The 15,348-nt window shown below is 68.1% G+C and carries 13 protein-coding genes; 4 read left to right on the top strand and 9 right to left on the bottom strand.

What is annotated here, in order from left to right; translation table 11 throughout:
- Positions 1-36: 36 nt before the first annotated feature.
- Both EX20_RS24330 and EX20_RS24325 read right to left on the bottom strand, forming a co-directional pair.
- A complete protein-coding gene (locus tag EX20_RS24330; protein WP_011881695.1) occupies positions 37-405 on the bottom strand; it encodes a DUF2946 domain-containing protein in 369 nt (122 codons plus the stop codon).
- A gap of 156 nt (positions 406-561) precedes the next feature.
- Entirely contained in the window at positions 562-1,098 is a 537-nt protein-coding gene (locus EX20_RS24325) for a cytochrome b (protein ID WP_034195003.1), read from the bottom strand.
- Between the two features lie 231 nt (positions 1,099-1,329).
- Here EX20_RS24325 and EX20_RS24320 point away from each other — a divergent pair, with 231 nt between their 5' ends.
- On the top strand, positions 1,330-1,968 hold the full coding sequence (locus EX20_RS24320; protein ID WP_034195059.1) for a Pr6Pr family membrane protein: 639 nt from the start codon (positions 1,330-1,332) through the stop codon (positions 1,966-1,968).
- 49 nt (positions 1,969-2,017) lie between these two features.
- Here EX20_RS24320 and EX20_RS24315 read toward each other — a convergent pair whose 3' ends face one another.
- From EX20_RS24315 to EX20_RS24295, 5 genes are all read right to left on the bottom strand, one after another.
- The gene (locus EX20_RS24315; protein ID WP_034195002.1) at positions 2,018-2,752 is read right to left on the bottom strand and encodes a M23 family metallopeptidase; all 735 of its coding nucleotides are present in this window, start codon (positions 2,750-2,752) and stop codon (positions 2,018-2,020) included.
- A gap of 374 nt (positions 2,753-3,126) precedes the next feature.
- The gene (locus tag EX20_RS24310; protein WP_011881691.1) at positions 3,127-3,468 is read right to left on the bottom strand and encodes a DUF4148 domain-containing protein; all 342 of its coding nucleotides are present in this window, start codon (positions 3,466-3,468) and stop codon (positions 3,127-3,129) included.
- Between the two features lie 199 nt (positions 3,469-3,667).
- Positions 3,668-5,080 carry an NADP-dependent phosphogluconate dehydrogenase gene (gene gndA / locus EX20_RS24305; RefSeq protein WP_011881690.1) on the bottom strand — a complete coding sequence of 471 codons (1,413 nt, stop codon included), beginning with the start codon at positions 5,078-5,080 and terminating at the stop codon, positions 3,668-3,670.
- A 97-nt stretch (positions 5,081-5,177) separates the two neighbouring features.
- Positions 5,178-5,819, bottom strand: a complete 642-nt coding sequence (locus EX20_RS24300; protein WP_034195001.1) for a DUF938 domain-containing protein — start codon at positions 5,817-5,819, stop codon at positions 5,178-5,180.
- Positions 5,816-6,736, bottom strand: a complete 921-nt coding sequence (locus EX20_RS24295) for an NAD-dependent protein deacetylase (protein ID WP_034195000.1) — start codon at positions 6,734-6,736, stop codon at positions 5,816-5,818. Before EX20_RS24295 ends, EX20_RS24300 begins: the two co-directional genes overlap by 4 nt.
- Positions 6,737-7,843: 1,107 nt before the next feature.
- On the opposite strand from EX20_RS24295, the gene EX20_RS24290 reads away from it, so the two are divergent.
- A complete protein-coding gene (locus EX20_RS24290; RefSeq protein WP_034194999.1) occupies positions 7,844-8,803 on the top strand; it encodes a TIGR03571 family LLM class oxidoreductase in 960 nt (319 codons plus the stop codon).
- Between the two features lie 263 nt (positions 8,804-9,066).
- Entirely contained in the window at positions 9,067-11,553 is a 2,487-nt protein-coding gene (locus tag EX20_RS24285) for a mechanosensitive ion channel family protein (protein WP_034194998.1), read from the top strand.
- A 96-nt stretch (positions 11,554-11,649) separates the two neighbouring features.
- Here the strand turns inward: EX20_RS24285 and EX20_RS24280 are convergent, their stop codons facing one another.
- Positions 11,650-13,200, bottom strand: a complete 1,551-nt coding sequence (locus tag EX20_RS24280; RefSeq protein ID WP_034194997.1) for a phospholipase D family protein — start codon at positions 13,198-13,200, stop codon at positions 11,650-11,652.
- Here EX20_RS24280 and EX20_RS24275 point away from each other — a divergent pair.
- Complete coding sequence (locus EX20_RS24275; protein WP_155626121.1) at positions 13,105-14,775, top strand: nuclease-related domain-containing protein; 1,671 nt, start codon at positions 13,105-13,107, stop codon at positions 14,773-14,775. The genes EX20_RS24280 and EX20_RS24275 overlap by 96 nt on opposite strands.
- A 272-nt stretch (positions 14,776-15,047) precedes the next feature.
- On the opposite strand, the gene EX20_RS32245 is transcribed toward EX20_RS24275, so the two are convergent.
- Entirely contained in the window at positions 15,048-15,326 is a 279-nt protein-coding gene (locus EX20_RS32245) for a hypothetical protein (protein ID WP_131929023.1), read from the bottom strand.
- Between the last annotated feature and the right edge of the window lie 22 nt (positions 15,327-15,348).

The following is a 15,348-nucleotide window of genomic DNA, read 5'->3' as shown; positions in this document are numbered from 1 at the left end:
CGGATAGCGGCGATGAAAGAGACGGAAGACTGCGCGTCAGGCGCGCTCGGGCGGTGCGCGTGGATACGCGCGCGGATAGCGTCGTGTGGCAGCCGCAAGCGTGCGCGGTGCGGCAGCGCCCGCGAACACGGCGGGGATGAAGGCGATCGACGCGGCGACGGGGCCGCCGATCGCGGGAACGTGCGCGAAGAAGCCGCAATAGCCGCAGGCGTCGAGATGCGCCGCGTGATCGTGCGTCTGCTGCGCCGCCCGCGCCAGATGTGCGCCGTGCCCGGTGCCGCAGACGACCGCATCGGGCGATGCGGCCTGCGCGATACGCCACTGCGATACCAGCGGCGCGGCGATCGCGAGCCAGATCGCGAACACGCCGAGCCAGGCGGTCAGATGACGATGTCGATGCAGCATGCGCGGCAGTGCGTAAACGGAATGTAAAAGCAGCCGCGATGTTACAGAATGTTCAGCGCGCTGGCCAGCCGAGCGCGGCCGTAAACGACGCAGGGGCGCATGGTTGTATCGACAACCATGCGCCCCTGCAGCGTGCGCGCGTCGAACCTGTGCGGATTACGGCATCATGCGACGCAGCACGTCGTCACGCCGGACGAAATGATGATAAAGCGCTGCCAGTGCATGCAGCCCGATCACGAAGTAGAAGGCGTTGCCGATCAGCTCGTGCGCTTCCTTGATCGTGGGCCGCAGCGCCTTGTCCGGGCCGAACAGCGTGAACGACACGCCGAGCCAGTCGAGCGACACCGGCTTGCCGCCCATGTTGACCATCATGATGCCGAGCAGCGGCTGCGCGACGATGAACACGTACAGCGCCAGATGCGCGAGCGTCGACAGCCACTTCAGCAACGGCGCCTGCATGATCGCGTCCGGCGCGCGGCTCACCATGCGCCACACCACGCGCAGCACCGACAGGACGAGCACGAACGTGCCCGCAGTCAAATGCACGTTCATCCAGAACGCGCGGCTGTCGCTGCCTTTGGGGCCGCGAACCTCGATCGCCAGATAAGTCAGCGCCACCAGCAGGAACACGGCCCAGTGGAAAAAGATAGCCGGCGTGCTGTAGCGCGACTGTTTCGCGATTATGTTTTTCATCGTTGCTCTCATGTTGCTCGTGGAGTATGCGCGGCCGGCACGGGCCGCGGCTGCCCGGCGCGCGGCGGCTGTCGCGATTGTAGCGTCGCGGGCAGCGGGTGTTGCACGACTGGATCAAATATCCGACGAATCGGAGCGGCGCGGCGGCATGGCGGCCATATGGAAAGTCCGCATCGCGCGCGTGCGCGGCTGTGGCACGATGAAGCTTTGGTGCGACGTTGCGCAGGCATCATGAGCAAAGCGTTCTTCGTTGCGGCCTACCGGCTCGTCGCCGCGCTGCTCGCGGTGTCCACCACGCTGCACAGCGTCGCCGGCCGCTGGGGCATGCCCAGTTTTCATCTCGGCAACTATCTCAGCTATTTCACACAACTGAGCAGTCTGTACGCGGCGGCGATGCTGATCGCGGGGCTGTCGCGCATTCCGCGCACGGGCTCCGCGCGCTACGAGTCGATGCGCGGCGCGGCGGTGCTGTACGTGCTGATCACCGCGATCGTCTACGAGCTGCTGCTCGCGCGGCTCGATGCGTTGCGTCACGTCACGCCACCCCTGAACAACTGGGTGCTGCACCGGATCGTGCCGCTCGTCGTGCTGTGCGACTGGCTGTACGTGGGGCCGCGCTCGCCGATTCCGCGCCGCAGCACAGTCGCGTGGCTCGGCTTTCCGGTCGTCTATCTCGGCTATACGCTCGTGCGCGGCGCACTGGAAAACTGGTACCCGTATCCGTTCGTCGATCCGCGGCCGCACGGCTACCTGCCGGTCGCCGTTCAGTGTTCGCTGATCGCGCTCGGCGCCGCGGCGCTCGCGCTGGGGATTCGCTGGCTCGGCAATCGTCCGGCGCGGCTCGGCGCCGCGCAGCTCGAGGACGGGTGAAGGCGGGAACGTGTGCGCCGCGCGGCGCACACGTCGTCATGCGATGGCGTCAGCCGCCGTTGCGCGCCAGGAAGTTCATCGGATCGGCGACCTTGCCGTTCTGGCGAACTTCGAACTCGAACGTCGCGCGTCCGCTCGGATCGGTGCCCATCTCGGCGATCGGCTGCCCCGTGCGCACCGCGTCGCCTTCGTTCACGAGCAGCTTGCCGTTGTGCCCGTACGCGGTGATCAGGCCGTTTTCATGCTTCAGGATCACGAGCGGCCCATATGCCTTGACGCCCGTCCCGGCATAAACCACGCGCCCGTTCGCCGCGGCGCGCACCGAATGATCGGGCCCCGACGCGGCAATCACGATGCCGCGCGTCTTGCCGGCCGAGAACGGCATCGCGACGATGCCGGTAGCCGGCCATGCCAGCGAGCCCGGCTGCGCGGAGGCGGACGGCGCCTGCGTGAGCGACGTCGCGGCCGGCGGCGGCGCGACGCGCAGCACCTGGCCGGGCGACAGCGCGTCGTTGGGCGACATGTGGTTCCAGCTCGCGACGTCCTGCACGCGCTGCCCGTAGGCAGCCGCGACGCTCGCGAGCGTGTCGCCCGGGTTGACGCGGTAATAGCCGGCGATCACGCCGGGCGTCGCGGCCGACATCGGCGTCGACGATCGCATCGGCTGCCAGCTGTCGGTCCACGGCGTCATCGTACAGCCCGACAGCGCCGCGGCCGCGACGACCAACGCCGCCTGCGGCAGCCAGCGCGTCAGCGCCTCGTGGATCGGAATCGTTTCTCTCAAGGGTCCTCCGGGGTTTGCGTCGTTGCGCCGCCCACCGCCCTCCGGCATGCGACGCACGATGTCCGGCCGCACGGCCGGACCAACCAGTATCCGACCGCTGGCGCGGCCGGCAGTTTCCACTGCGGAACGTCGGCGCGAATGGGCTCATCGGCCCCTTTTTCGCGTCGTCCCGCCCGGCAAAGATACCATTGGTCGCGCCCATGCCCGCGACCCGTAGCCGATCCCGCAACAATCTTGCGGCTGCCGCCGCCCGCTCGCGACCGGTGCAGCCCATGAAAACAGCCCGCCGTTCCGGGATGCGGAACGGCGGGCTGTTCGTACTGCCTGAGATCGGTCAACGCGGGCCGCGGTAGCGGCCCGCCGACCGTCGGCGATCAACGACCCTTGTAGATCGGTGCGCCGTCCGACACGCGCTTCACTTGCCAGCCGGTCTTGGCTACCGGTGCACCCGACTCTTGCTGGCCGGCCGGTTGCGCGCCGTAGCCGCTGGTATCGGCAGCGGCGACGTTCTGTTGCGGGTTCACACGCGCTTCAGCTGCCTGGATGCCGACCGGGTAGTCGGTCCGGTCGCTGCCCAGCTTGTAGCCGGCCTGTTGCAGTTGGACCAGCTCGGCCTTCACTTGCGCACGGGTGACCGGCGCATTCTGTTGGGCGAACGACACGGCGGGGACGGCGAGAACGGCAGCTGCAGCGAACGTTGCGATCAGCGATTTCATGATTACCTCCGGAATTTTTTTGCTCCGCCGCACACACCATGTCTGCAGCGATGGAACCAAGTTTAGTCCGGCGAGCACCTAGGGAAAACCATGAAAGAACGAAAACACTGTTTCCGTGACGCCAACAATTCCGGGATCTGGAACCAAAAACCCTACTCAAAGAATAGAATTTCGCAACAATCGCGGCTCGCCGCCTCCCTCAGGACCAGTTCGCGTGGAAGCTGCCGGGACGGTCGGTGCGCTCGAACGTATGCGCGCCGAAGAAGTCCCGCTGCGCCTGCACGAGGTTCGCCGGCAGCCGTTCGGAACGATAGCTGTCGAAGTACGCGACCGCCGACGCGAACGCCGGCACCGGCACCCCGGCCTTCACCGCGGCCACCACGACGTCGCGCAGCGCGGTCTGGTAGTTGGCGGCGATGTCCTTGAAGTACGGGTCGAGCAACAGGTTCGCGAGCGCCGGATCCTTCGCGTAGGCGTCCGTGATCTTCTGCAGGAAGCGCGCGCGGATGATGCAGCCCGCGCGGAAGATCTTCGCGATCGTGCCGAGATCGAGATTCCAGCCGTACTCCTCGGATGCGGTGCGCAGCTGCGCGAAGCCCTGCGCATACGAGATCACCTTGCTCAGGTACAGCGCGCGGCGCACGGCTTCGACGAACGCGGCCCGATCGCCGTCGAACGGCGCGGCAGCCGGCCCCGACAGGATCTTGCTGGCCGCGACGCGCTCGGTCTTCAGCGACGACAGCACGCGCGCGAACACCGACTCGGTGATCAGCGGCAGCGGCACGCCGAGATCCAGCGCGTTCTGGCTCGTCCACTTGCCGGTGCCCTTCTGCGCGGCGCGATCGAGGATCACGTCGACGAGCTGCTTGCCGGTTTCGTCGTCCTTCTTGCCGAAGATCTTCGACGTGATCTCGATCAGGTAGCTGTCGAGCTCGCCCTGGTTCCACTCGGTGTACACCGCGCCGAGCTCGTCGTTCGTCAGGCCCGCGACGTCCTTCAGCACCGCGTAGCTCTCGGCGATCAGCTGCATGTCGCCGTATTCGATCCCGTTGTGAACCATCTTCACGTAGTGGCCCGCACCGTCCGGCCCCATGTACGCGACGCACGGCTCGCCGTCCGACGGCGCCTTCGCGGCGATCTGCTTGAGGATCGGCTCGACCAGGTCGTACGCGTCGCGCTGGCCGCCCGGCATGATCGACGGGCCGCGCAGCGCGCCCTCCTCGCCGCCCGACACGCCGGTGCCGATGAAGTGCAGGCCCGATTGCGCGAGTTCCTGGTTGCGGCGGATCGTGTCGGTGAAGTGGGTGTTGCCGCCGTCGATCAGCACGTCGCCCTTCTCGAGCAGCGGCTTGAGCGACGCGATGGTCGCATCGGTTGCTTCGCCGGCCTTCACCATCATCAGGATCCGGCGCGGCGTTTCGAGCGACGCGACGAATTCCTCGAGCGTATAGGTCGGGACCAGATTGCGACCCGGGAATTCGGCGATCAGTTCGTCGGTTTTCTCGCGGCTGCGGTTGTACACCGACACCGCGTAACCGCGGCTCTCGATATTGAGTGCGAGATTGCGCCCCATCACCGCGAGCCCGATCACACCGATTGCTTGTTTGCCCATTAGTCAATTCTCCGGAAAAAACGGTGCGCGGCCCGAATCGGGCCGCGCGCACAGGCGAAAGGATAGTGGAAACCCGGTCGCGATGCGCGACGACGTGTCATTGCTCCGCGTGCGGCAAGCGCCGGAACACGACGCTCAGATTGTTCGCCGGCATTTCGACGACCTCGACGCAGTCGAGCCCGCAATCGAGCCCGAGTGCGACGACGGCCTCCAGATCGCGCACGCCCCACGACGCGTCGCGCTCGCGCAGTTGCCGGTCGAACGCTTCGTTGGACGGCGCGGTGTGACGGCCTTCGCGCCGATACGGACCGTACAGGAACAGCACGCCGCCCGCGCGCAGCGCGCGCGCCGCGCCGGCGAACAGCGCGGCGGTGCACGCCCACGGCGAGATATGGATCATGTTGATGCAGACGACGGCGTCGAGCGCATCGGCCGGCCACGACGCGTCGCGCACGTCGAACGCGAGCGGCTCGGCGAGGTTCGCGACGCCCGCATGCGCGGCCCACGCGGCGATCGAGCGGCGCGCCCGTGGATCGGGATCGCTCGGCTGCCAGCGCAGCCCCGGCATCGCCTGCGCGAAATGCACCGCATGCTGGCCCGTGCCGCTCGCGATCTCCAGCACGCTGCCGTGCGCCGGCAGCACGCGGCGCAGCACGTCGAGAATCGGTCCGCGGTTGCGCTCGGCGGCCGGCGCCGACAACCGTTCGGCCGGATCGGGCGATGCCGTCGGCCCGCTCACGCTGCACGCTCCGGCACGCCGGCCGCAATGCCGAGCCGCGTATTCAACGCGTCGAGCGCGGGCGCGCAATGCGCCTCGACTTTCAGCGTCAGCATCGGATCGGCGCGCGTGTGGCCGAGATTCAGCGCGGCTACCGGCTTGTGCTGCGCGTGCGCCCACACGCAGAAGCGATAGCCCGAGTACACCATCAGCGACGAGCCGACCACGAGCAGCGCATCGGCCGCATCGAGCGCCTGCGACGCCAGTGCGACGCGCTCGCGGGGCACGTTTTCGCCGAAGAACACCACCGCGGGCTTCAGCAGCCCGCCGCACGCTGGGCACGCCGGCGCGCGGAACGTATCGAGCGCGGTCCATTCGAGATGCGCGTCGCCGTCGGCGGCCGGCTCCGCCTGTGCGCCGAGCAGTTCGGGGTTGTCCGTTTCGAGGATGGTCTGGATCGTCGCGCGCGCATGATCGGCGCCGCAATCGAGACACGTCACGCCGTTGATGCCGCCATGCAGTTCGATCACGTCGGCGCTGCCCGCGCGCTGGTGCAGGCCGTCGACGTTCTGCGTGACGAGGCGCTCGATCCGGCCGGCTGCGCCGAGCCGCGCGAGCGCGCGATGCGACGCGTTCGGCTGCGCGCGGCCGACCACCGGCCAGCCGATCATGCTGCGCGCCCAGTAGCGCCGGCGCGCGGCGTCGGAGCCGAGAAAGTCCTGCAGCTGGATCGGCGGCGAGCGCATCCATTTGCCGTCGCGGTCGCGATAGCCGGGAATGCCGGAATCGGTGCTGATGCCCGCGCCGGTCAGCACGAGCAGCCGCGGATGGCGCTCGACGAAGGTATGCAGCGCATCGAGCGCGGCCGGGTCGATGCCGGCAGATGGCGGGTCGTACAGGTCGTGCTGGTCGGGATCGTGCAGGCGGGTGTCGTTCATGTCGGCGGGCGGGATCGAGCGTGATCGAACGTGATGGGGCGCGCCGGAACGTCGTGCGCCCCGCAACGGCGCTCCAGCACGCCAGCACATGATACAGAACGCTGCGCGATCCGGCCGGAGGCCGGCACACGACCGCGATGGCGCAAAAAAAGACGCCCATCGGCCACATGGCGATGGGCGCTCCAACAATTGATCCATCGGGGTAGTGGATCAACTGACAGCACAAACTCGTCGGATCCGCCGCTGCTCGGCCGGCGAACCCTACCCCTGAACTGCACCTGCGATTTCCCGGTATGGCGTGGCGGCCTGCGCGTCCACACTTCGCGGTTTTTGGCGATTCGCCGCGCCGCAGCGAGCGCGTGGCGTCCGGCTCGCGCCTGCTGCGCGCGGCGGGCGGCACGACGACGCTTCGCTGCCGTCGGTCGTCCCGCAGCATGCCGCCGCGGGTCATGCCGGCCGGCAGCGGTCGATCCCGTGCGTCACGCCTGCACACTGGCTGTCGGCGTGCGTCCGGACGGAACGGACGGGCGCGCGCCTACGTCGCCACCAGCAGCGGCGACGCGCGTGCACGATCACGGACAGGACTGCGATTCATGTTTGCAACACGACAGGTTGCGCTTCGATCTGTTCTCATTGTCTTGTCCCCGTGTTCGATGCGTCCGACCCGCTGAAGCGAAGGCCGCGCGCCACGGCGGCGGCGCGCGCACTTTTGGCGTGCACAAGACATGCAAGGAGCGCACCATGCTGCGCGGCGGAAGGCTGCACGGGCCCCGATATCGCGGCGATGCAACGCGCGCAGCGACGCCAACGCGCGAATGATTCGAAAATGAAACAGCGAGGCCGTCCGCGCGAGCGGCGGACGGTGACCGCACTGTCGTGGCGATCGCTCGCGTTGGCGGGCGCGGTTCACCGGTGCCGACGCGATACCGACGATCCGCTTACAATCCTGCGATCGTCGCCGCGGCAGCACGAATCGCGCGGCGCGCTCCGCAGCCGGCCCGACGCACGATGCACGATGCGTGCTCAGCGCGATGCCCGTCGGTACATCGCCAACCCCGGACACGGTCGCACGCGTGCCCGCTTCGTCCACTCATTCGAGGAATGACCATGCCGCCGACCGCTACCGACCACACCGGCGCCGCGAGCCGGGTCTTCTCGGACGAGCGGCTGTCGATCGGCCTGACGCTGCCGCTGCTGCGCGCCGGCGACAGCGTCGCGGATTTCAACGAACAACTCGAACTCGCCGCCCTGGCCGACGCGCTCGGCTTTCGCGCGCTGTGGGTGCGCGACGTGCCGCTGAACAGTGCCGACTATCCCGACCCGGTCGGACATCTCGACCCGTGGGTGCTGCTCGGCGCGCTCGCGTCGCGCACGCGCCGGATCGTCCTTGCGAGCGGTGCGATCGTGCTGCCGCTGCGGCATCCTCTGCACATCGCGAAGGGCGCGCTGTCGGTGGCCGCGCTGTCCGGCGGGCGCTTCGTCCTCGGCCTCGGCTCCGGCGACCGGCCGTCCGAATATGCGGCGTTCGGCGTCGACGCGCAAACGCGGCGCGACCGCTATCGCCGCCATTGGGAAGTCGTCGCGGCGGGGCTCGACGTTCCGTCGCGCGTGCTGCCCGACGAGACGCCGCCCGGCGCGCCGGCGTTCGCGCTGCTGCCGCACGGCGACGCCGCGGTGCCGATGCTCGCGGTCGGCTCGGGAGGACAAAGCGTGGACTGGATCGCGCGCAACGCGATCGGCTGGATGACGTATCACCGCGATCCGGAGACGCAGCATGCGCGTCATTCGATGTGGCGAGCGGCCGTCGAGCGGCTGGCACAACCGGCGTTTCGCGCGTTCGGCGTGGCGATGCGGCTCGATCTCGATGCGAACCGCGCTGCGCCCGCCACCGCCCTGCCGCTCGGTTACGCAACCGGACGCGCGGCGCTGATCGAGGTCCTGCAACGCATGCGCGCAGCCGGCACGCATCACGTGACGCTGAACCTCGGCTCGGCGCGGCCGCTGCGCGAAGTCGTCGAGGAAATCGCGGAACACGTGCTGCCGGTTTTTCACGACGGTCGCGAATGATTCGTCAGTGATCCGGGAAGTGCCGCGCAGCACGTTGCATTCCCGGCGGATGAACCCCATGGTCGCGCAACGATCGAGCGCGCGGGCCGCACCGCGACGCTTTCATCGCCTGAGCCGATGCGCTCGCATGCGCCGCCTGGGTTGCCCCATTCGCGCCCGCTCGCCGCCGATGGAACTATTCGGTTCCGGTCGCGATCATGTTAACGTCCGTCCATCGTCCAGACCGCCGGGCCGCATCCGAATGCGCGCCCGCATGCCCATCCATGCGACATTTCCTGCTCGGCTGGCTGCTCGCCGCCGTCGTCTCCATTGCCCATGCGGCCGCCCCGGCCTCGGCTCCCGCTGCCGCGTCCGCCGCGTCGGGCGCCGTGCCTGCGTTGACGCCGCAACAGGCGCAACAGGCGCTCTCCGTGCTGCAAAACCCGCGCGAGCGCGAACAGGTCGAAACGACGCTGCGCGCGATCGCCGCCGTCGGCGTACTGAGCACGCCAGCGTTGCCGGCGAGCGCGGCGGCGCCGGCCAGCGCTGCGTCGGCGGCCGCGCCCGCCGCGCTCACGACCAACGGGCTCGCGTCGATGCTGGTGCGCCAGGGCTCGCGCTGGGCCGGCGAAATCGGCGGCGCGCTGAACGAATCGCTGCGCTCGCTGCTCGACGTCGCTTCGGTCGGCAACTGGTGGCACGAACGGATGGTACGCGCCGACGAACGTGCGGACCTGCTGCACGCGCTCCTGACCATCGTCGCCGTGCTCGTGCCGGCATTGGGCGCCGAATGGCTCGCGAGAAGGCTGCTGCGACGCACGCTGCGCGCATTGGGCGCGCGTCGCGCGGAGTCGTCGCGACGGGCCGACGCCGCGCCGTCCGACACGGAGCCGCCCGAGTCGACCGAGTTGCCCGAGTCGATCGACCCCGCCGCGTCGACACCGCTCGCGGCCGGCACCCCGAGCGCCTCGAGCGTATCGAGCACGTCCGCCACGCCCGAGACGCAAAGCCGCGGCCACGCGCGGCGCCATACGACGCTGCTGCACCGGATGCCGCGCGCGCTGGTCAGTCTGGTGGTGCGCGCGGTGCCGCTGCTGGTGTTCGCCGGCGTCGCGAGCCTGACGATGTCGGTGCTCGACGGCGACGGCACGCCGACCGACACCGCGCTCGGCTCGCTGATCGACATCTACGTGATCTGCCGTCTCGTGACGATCGTCAGTCGCTTGTTTTTCCAGCCCGATGCGCGACAACTGCGGCTGCTGCACATCAGCGACGCGTGGGCCGCGTACGCGCAGCGCGCGATCGCGCGAATCGCGATCGTCGTCGGCATCTGTACGGCCGCGATCGAGCTCGCCGCGAGCTTCGGCCTCAGCGAGGCCGGCCACGTCGCGCTGCTGAAAGCGGTCGCGCTCGTCGGCCACCTGATGATCTCCGCGCTGATCCTGCGATGCCGGCAGCCGGTCGCCGCGCGCATCCGTGCGACCGGCGACGAGCACCGCGCGTTCGCGATGTTCTCCCACGCGCTCGCCGACGCGTGGGCGCCCGTCGCGGTGTTCGCCGTGATGGCACTGTGGTTCGTGTGGGCGCTCGACGTCCACAACGGCTACCGCGTGCTGATCGCGCTCGGCGGCCGCTCGATCGCGGTGATGATCGGCATGCGGATCGTATCGATCGTCGTGTTCGGCGCGCTCGCGCGGCTGTTCCAGCGCCGCGACGACGACCGTACGCTCGTCCATTTGCACGCGTACCGCTACTACCCGCTGCTGCGCAGGATCGTGTCGACGGTGATTGCGATCGTGACCGTCGTGCTGCTGCTGCAGATCTGGGGCGTGCCGATCTTCCATGCGTTCAAGACCGGCACGATCGGCCATCGGCTGGCGTCCGCGCTGATGACGATCGCGATCGCGGCGCTCGTCGCGCTGTTCGTCTGGGAGGCCGCCAACATCGCGATCGAGCGCCGCCTGCAGCAGTGGACGCGGGAAGGCAATCTCGTGCGCGCCGCGCGGCTGCGCACGCTGCTGCCGATGCTGCGCTCGCTGCTGTTGATCATGATCGCGCTGGTCGTCGTGCTGACCGGCCTCAGCCAGATCGGCGTGAACATCGGCCCGCTGCTCGCCGGCGCCAGCATCTTCGGCGTCGCGCTCGGCTTCGGCTCACAGAAGCTCGTGCAGGACTTCATCACCGGTATCTTCCTGCTGATGGAGAACGCGATGCAGGTGGGCGACTGGGTCACGCTCGCCGGCGTATCGGGTACGGTCGAATACCTGTCGATCCGCACCGTGCGGCTGCGCGGCGGCGACGGCTCGCTGTACACGATCCCGTTCAGTTCGGTCACGACCGTCAACAATACGAATCGCGGGCTCGGCAACGCGGCCGTCAAGGTCAGCATCGCGTACGGCCAGGACATCGATCCGGCAATCGCGACGCTGAAGGAGATCGGCGCCGCGCTGCGCGACGATCCGAACTACAAGGACGGCATTCTGTCGGATTTCAGCTACTGGGGCGTCGATCAGGTCGATGGCGCGACCGTCACGCTCGCCGGGCAGATCCAGTGCAAGGATTCGGCACGCTGGGGCGTGCAGCGCGAGTTCAACCGGCGCATCGCGGTGCTGTTCCGCGAACGCGGCATCCGCATTGCGAACCCGCAGCGCAGCGTCGTCGCGTATGACGCGGGCGCACAACACGGTGGCGCTGAAGGCGCCGAAGGCCCGGATACGGCTGCCGCCCCATCGGCAGCGGTCAATCCGCCGCCGCGGCCCGCACCGCAGTGATCCGCGCCGGGCGCGACGCGCGCGTGCCCGGATGCGCGCCGTTCCGCCCGGCACTTGGCCGAGCCGGCTGTCCGTGCACGTTGCAGGCAGCCCGCGTCACAGCTGCGATTCGATCGGGAACAAGCCGAGAAACCATACCTCGACGCGTCGTGCCGTCGACACTTCCGGCTCGTGGTCGAATTCGGTCACCTTGCCGTCCTCGTCAGTCTGAATCCACTCGAGGCGCCGTGTGCCGGACGGATCGGTCGTCGCTTCGACCCGCCACGCGATGCGATCGAGCCGCGGCTCCAGGTCCGCCGCGACTTGTGCCGCGAGCGCCGGGCTCTCGCAGTAAACGCCGATCTCGGTATTGAGCCTCAGCGAGCGCGGGTCGAGATTCATCGAGCCGATGAACACGCTCTTGCGATCGAACACATAGGTCTTCGCATGCAGCGACGCGCGCGACGAGCCGATGATCAGCCGCTTCGAAATGCTCTTGTCGCCTGACGGCCGGCGCTCGTACAGCCGCACGCCCGCTTCCACCAGTTCGCGTCGATAGCGCCGGTAACCGGCGTGTACGGCCGCGACGTCGGTCGATGCGAGCGAGTTGGTCAGGATCGTCACGCGGACGCCGCGCGCGGTGAGCGCGCGCAGCCGTTCGATCATCGCCGCGCCCGGCACCAGATACGGCGACACGATCAACAGCTCGTGCTCGGGCCGCAGCGCCAGCGCGCGCAGCTGCGGCAGCAGGTGCCCTTCGCTGTCGTTCGGCGCGCGTGCGATCTTCGCCGGATCGTCATACAGCACGGTCGCGCGTCCCCACGACAGCTCCGTGCCTTCGCCATGCACGATCCGGTCGAGCCGCTCGCGCGCTTCGAGCACGTACGGGTTGTCCTCCATCGCGCGCAGATAATCGCGCAGCCGCTCGCGCTCGCGATCGAGGCTGCCCGGCGTCGCGTCGTGCCCGACCAGCGCGCCGACGGAATACGCATACGGCGAATTCCAGAACGTATCGAACTCGGTCGAGATGTCGTTGACCACGCGGCCATGCACGACCACGTCGAGATCGCCGAACTCGAGCATCGACGACGCGCCGAAATACTCGTCGCCGATATTGCGGCCGCCGATGATCGCCGCCTGGTTGTCGGCGATCATCGCCTTGTTGTGCATGCGCCGGTTGACCCGCGAGAATTCGAGCACCGTGCCGATCTTCTTGAACTCGCGCGTCGCGACCGGATTGAACAGACGGATCTCGATGTGCGGATGCGAGCTGATTTCGAGCAGCTTGCGGTCGTCGGCGTTGGTGCCGAGATCGTCGAGCAGCACACGCACGCGCACGCCGCGATCGGCGGCCCGGATGATCGCGTCCGCGAGCGCGTGACCGGTCAGATCGTCGTGCCAGATGTAGTACTGAAGGTCGAGCGAACGATCGGCACGATCGGCGAGCAGCACGCGCGCATCGAGTGCGTCGACCGGATCGCTGAGCAGATGAAACGCGTCCTGCCCAGGGTGGGCGGCGGCCTGCGCGCGGAACGCGACGCCGAGGCGCGTGTTGCCGGTATCGGTGTAGGCATGCGTCGGCGTGCGGTCGACCTGCGGCGGCAGGCTCGCGCACGCGGCAAGCATCAGCAACGAGAGAATCGCACCCCACGAACGCAGCATGGTCATGATGGACGCCCGCCGTCGGGCGAAATCGGTTTGTGTTTGTTCCGGCTGACGGATGAAACGCGGCGCCGGCTGCGTCACAGGATACTTGATTGCGATCGCGCCGCTCCCGACATTTCTCGATGGAAACGTTGCCAGCGGATGCGGTGGCGGCCGCGCGCGGCGAGCCGCCGCCGATCCCGCGAATCGTGCTTGAATACGGTCCGGGGCCAACCGTTCAGCGGCAGCAAATGCTGCCGCGCGATCGAATCGACAATGCACAATATCGAACTTTATTTCGGCAGCACCGAGGAACTGAATTCGTCGGAGCAGCAGGCGCTCGAGCGCGTCGTTCGCTGGCTCGCGGAACACGAACAGGCGGCGGTCATCCTCTGCGACATCTCGGTCAACGGGCGACAGGTCGACATCCTCGTCGGCACCGAGACGACGACGTTGCAACTCGAAGTCAAAGGCTTCCGCGCGCCCGTCACTGGTCAGGAAAACGGCGAATGGACGCTTAACTACGCCGACGGATCGACCAGGCGCGTGGGCAATGGTTACCTGCAGGCGCTACGCAACAACCAGGCATTGCGCAACGCGATGTCGGAACATCGGCCCGACGGCGAAGCGGTCTCCTATCCGAAAGGCGCGGTGTTGTTCGAACCGGAAATCCCGCCGGGATCGAATCTGCGCATTCACGTCGATCCGCGCGTCGAGATCTGCGGCGCCGACGCGCTCGAGCTCCTGCTGTCGACGCGCGGCCGCGCACCGTGGCCGCTGGCGTGGCTGCGTGCGTTCGCGCACGAGCGCGAGCTGATTCCGCGGGCGATACCGGTCGCCACGACCGCACGAACCGTCGAGCGCGCCAGCGCGCCGACTTGGGAGGTGGTCGCGATGCCGGTCGCGAGCATCGTAAAGGCCGCCGAAGTGGTGGAAGCCGCTGAGCCGGCATCATCGCGCGCACCTGCACCGGTGCGGCCCGCGTCGCGCTCAGCCGACGAAAACACAACGTTCACCGTCGCGCCGCGGCCGGCAGCCGAGCGCGGCCACGTCTCGCAGGACACCGCGCGGCACGCGCCGTTGGCGACGGCGCGCGCCGGCGGACACACGCCGTTCGGCTCCGGCGACGCAATCGCGCGGCGACCGAAACGGCGCCGCACCGTGCTGCGCTATGCGTCGGTGGCGATCGCCGCAGCCGCCATCGCCTATGCGGCCGCCCATCGGCATCGGGCCGCCACCGTCGCTGCGACGCCCGCAGCGGCGTCGCAGCCGGTCGGACACACGGCACGTGCGCCGGCGAAGGCGCCGCGCGGCGAGCGCCACGGTGCCGTGCGGCAGGCCGCGCATGAATCGCGCGCACCGGTGACGTCGGCTTCGCCGAACGATACGGTCACTGCGGCGCACACGCGCGCTGACGAGACACGCGCGCCCGTTGCGGCCGTCGCCGCGATGGCCGCGCCGGCCACGTCGGCGATCACCTGTCCCGCAGGCGTCGACCGCCTCGGATGCAACGGCAGGACCGGCACGCTCGCCGCCCCCGAATGTCCGCCCGCGTTCCACGCGCAGGGCAACACCTGTGTTCGCGATCGGGAAAACTGATCGGGCGATACCGATTTCTGAAACGGGAATTTCGGGGCCGCGATTCGTCGGCACCTCGAACCACAAGCAGGATAGCTGAGGCCAAGCGGACAGAATTCCGTCCGCCTCCGAACGCGAGCGATTTCATCGCACCTCGATCATCCCAAGCATGCCCAACCACCGATAAGCCGGCCAGGTTCGAATGTTTCAGATATACGCAATTCGATCGGCATTGTTTTAATTTCGATTGGATTTTCCTCTTTTGCACACCTTGTCATCCGGCATTTCATTTCCTATAAATCACTGGTATCAAATCGATCGACAATAAAACAGCGATACCCGAGACCATCACACCAGAAGGAAATCGAATCCTGGGCCTTCAATGAAGCCATGCTCCCGCATGTCCCGCCGTCGCGGACGTGAGCATCGGCGTCGTCCGCCGCCATGGTCGATCCGCTATTGCCGAGCCAGATCGGAGCACCACGAAATTCGCCGGAATCGCGGCCTTTGACGATGCCGGCGCGCATGCGTCCGCGGCGCATGCAGCTGTTCTCGAAGGCACGGGGAAGCATCCAACCTCTTCAAGGTGAAAAA

It is taken from the genome of Burkholderia sp. WP42, from assembly GCF_000745665.1.
GTDB classification, from domain to species: Bacteria; Pseudomonadota; Gammaproteobacteria; order Burkholderiales; family Burkholderiaceae; genus Burkholderia; species Burkholderia vietnamiensis.
Note: the sequence above shows the minus strand (reverse complement) of the source record. Positions and strands in the feature narration are given on the sequence as shown.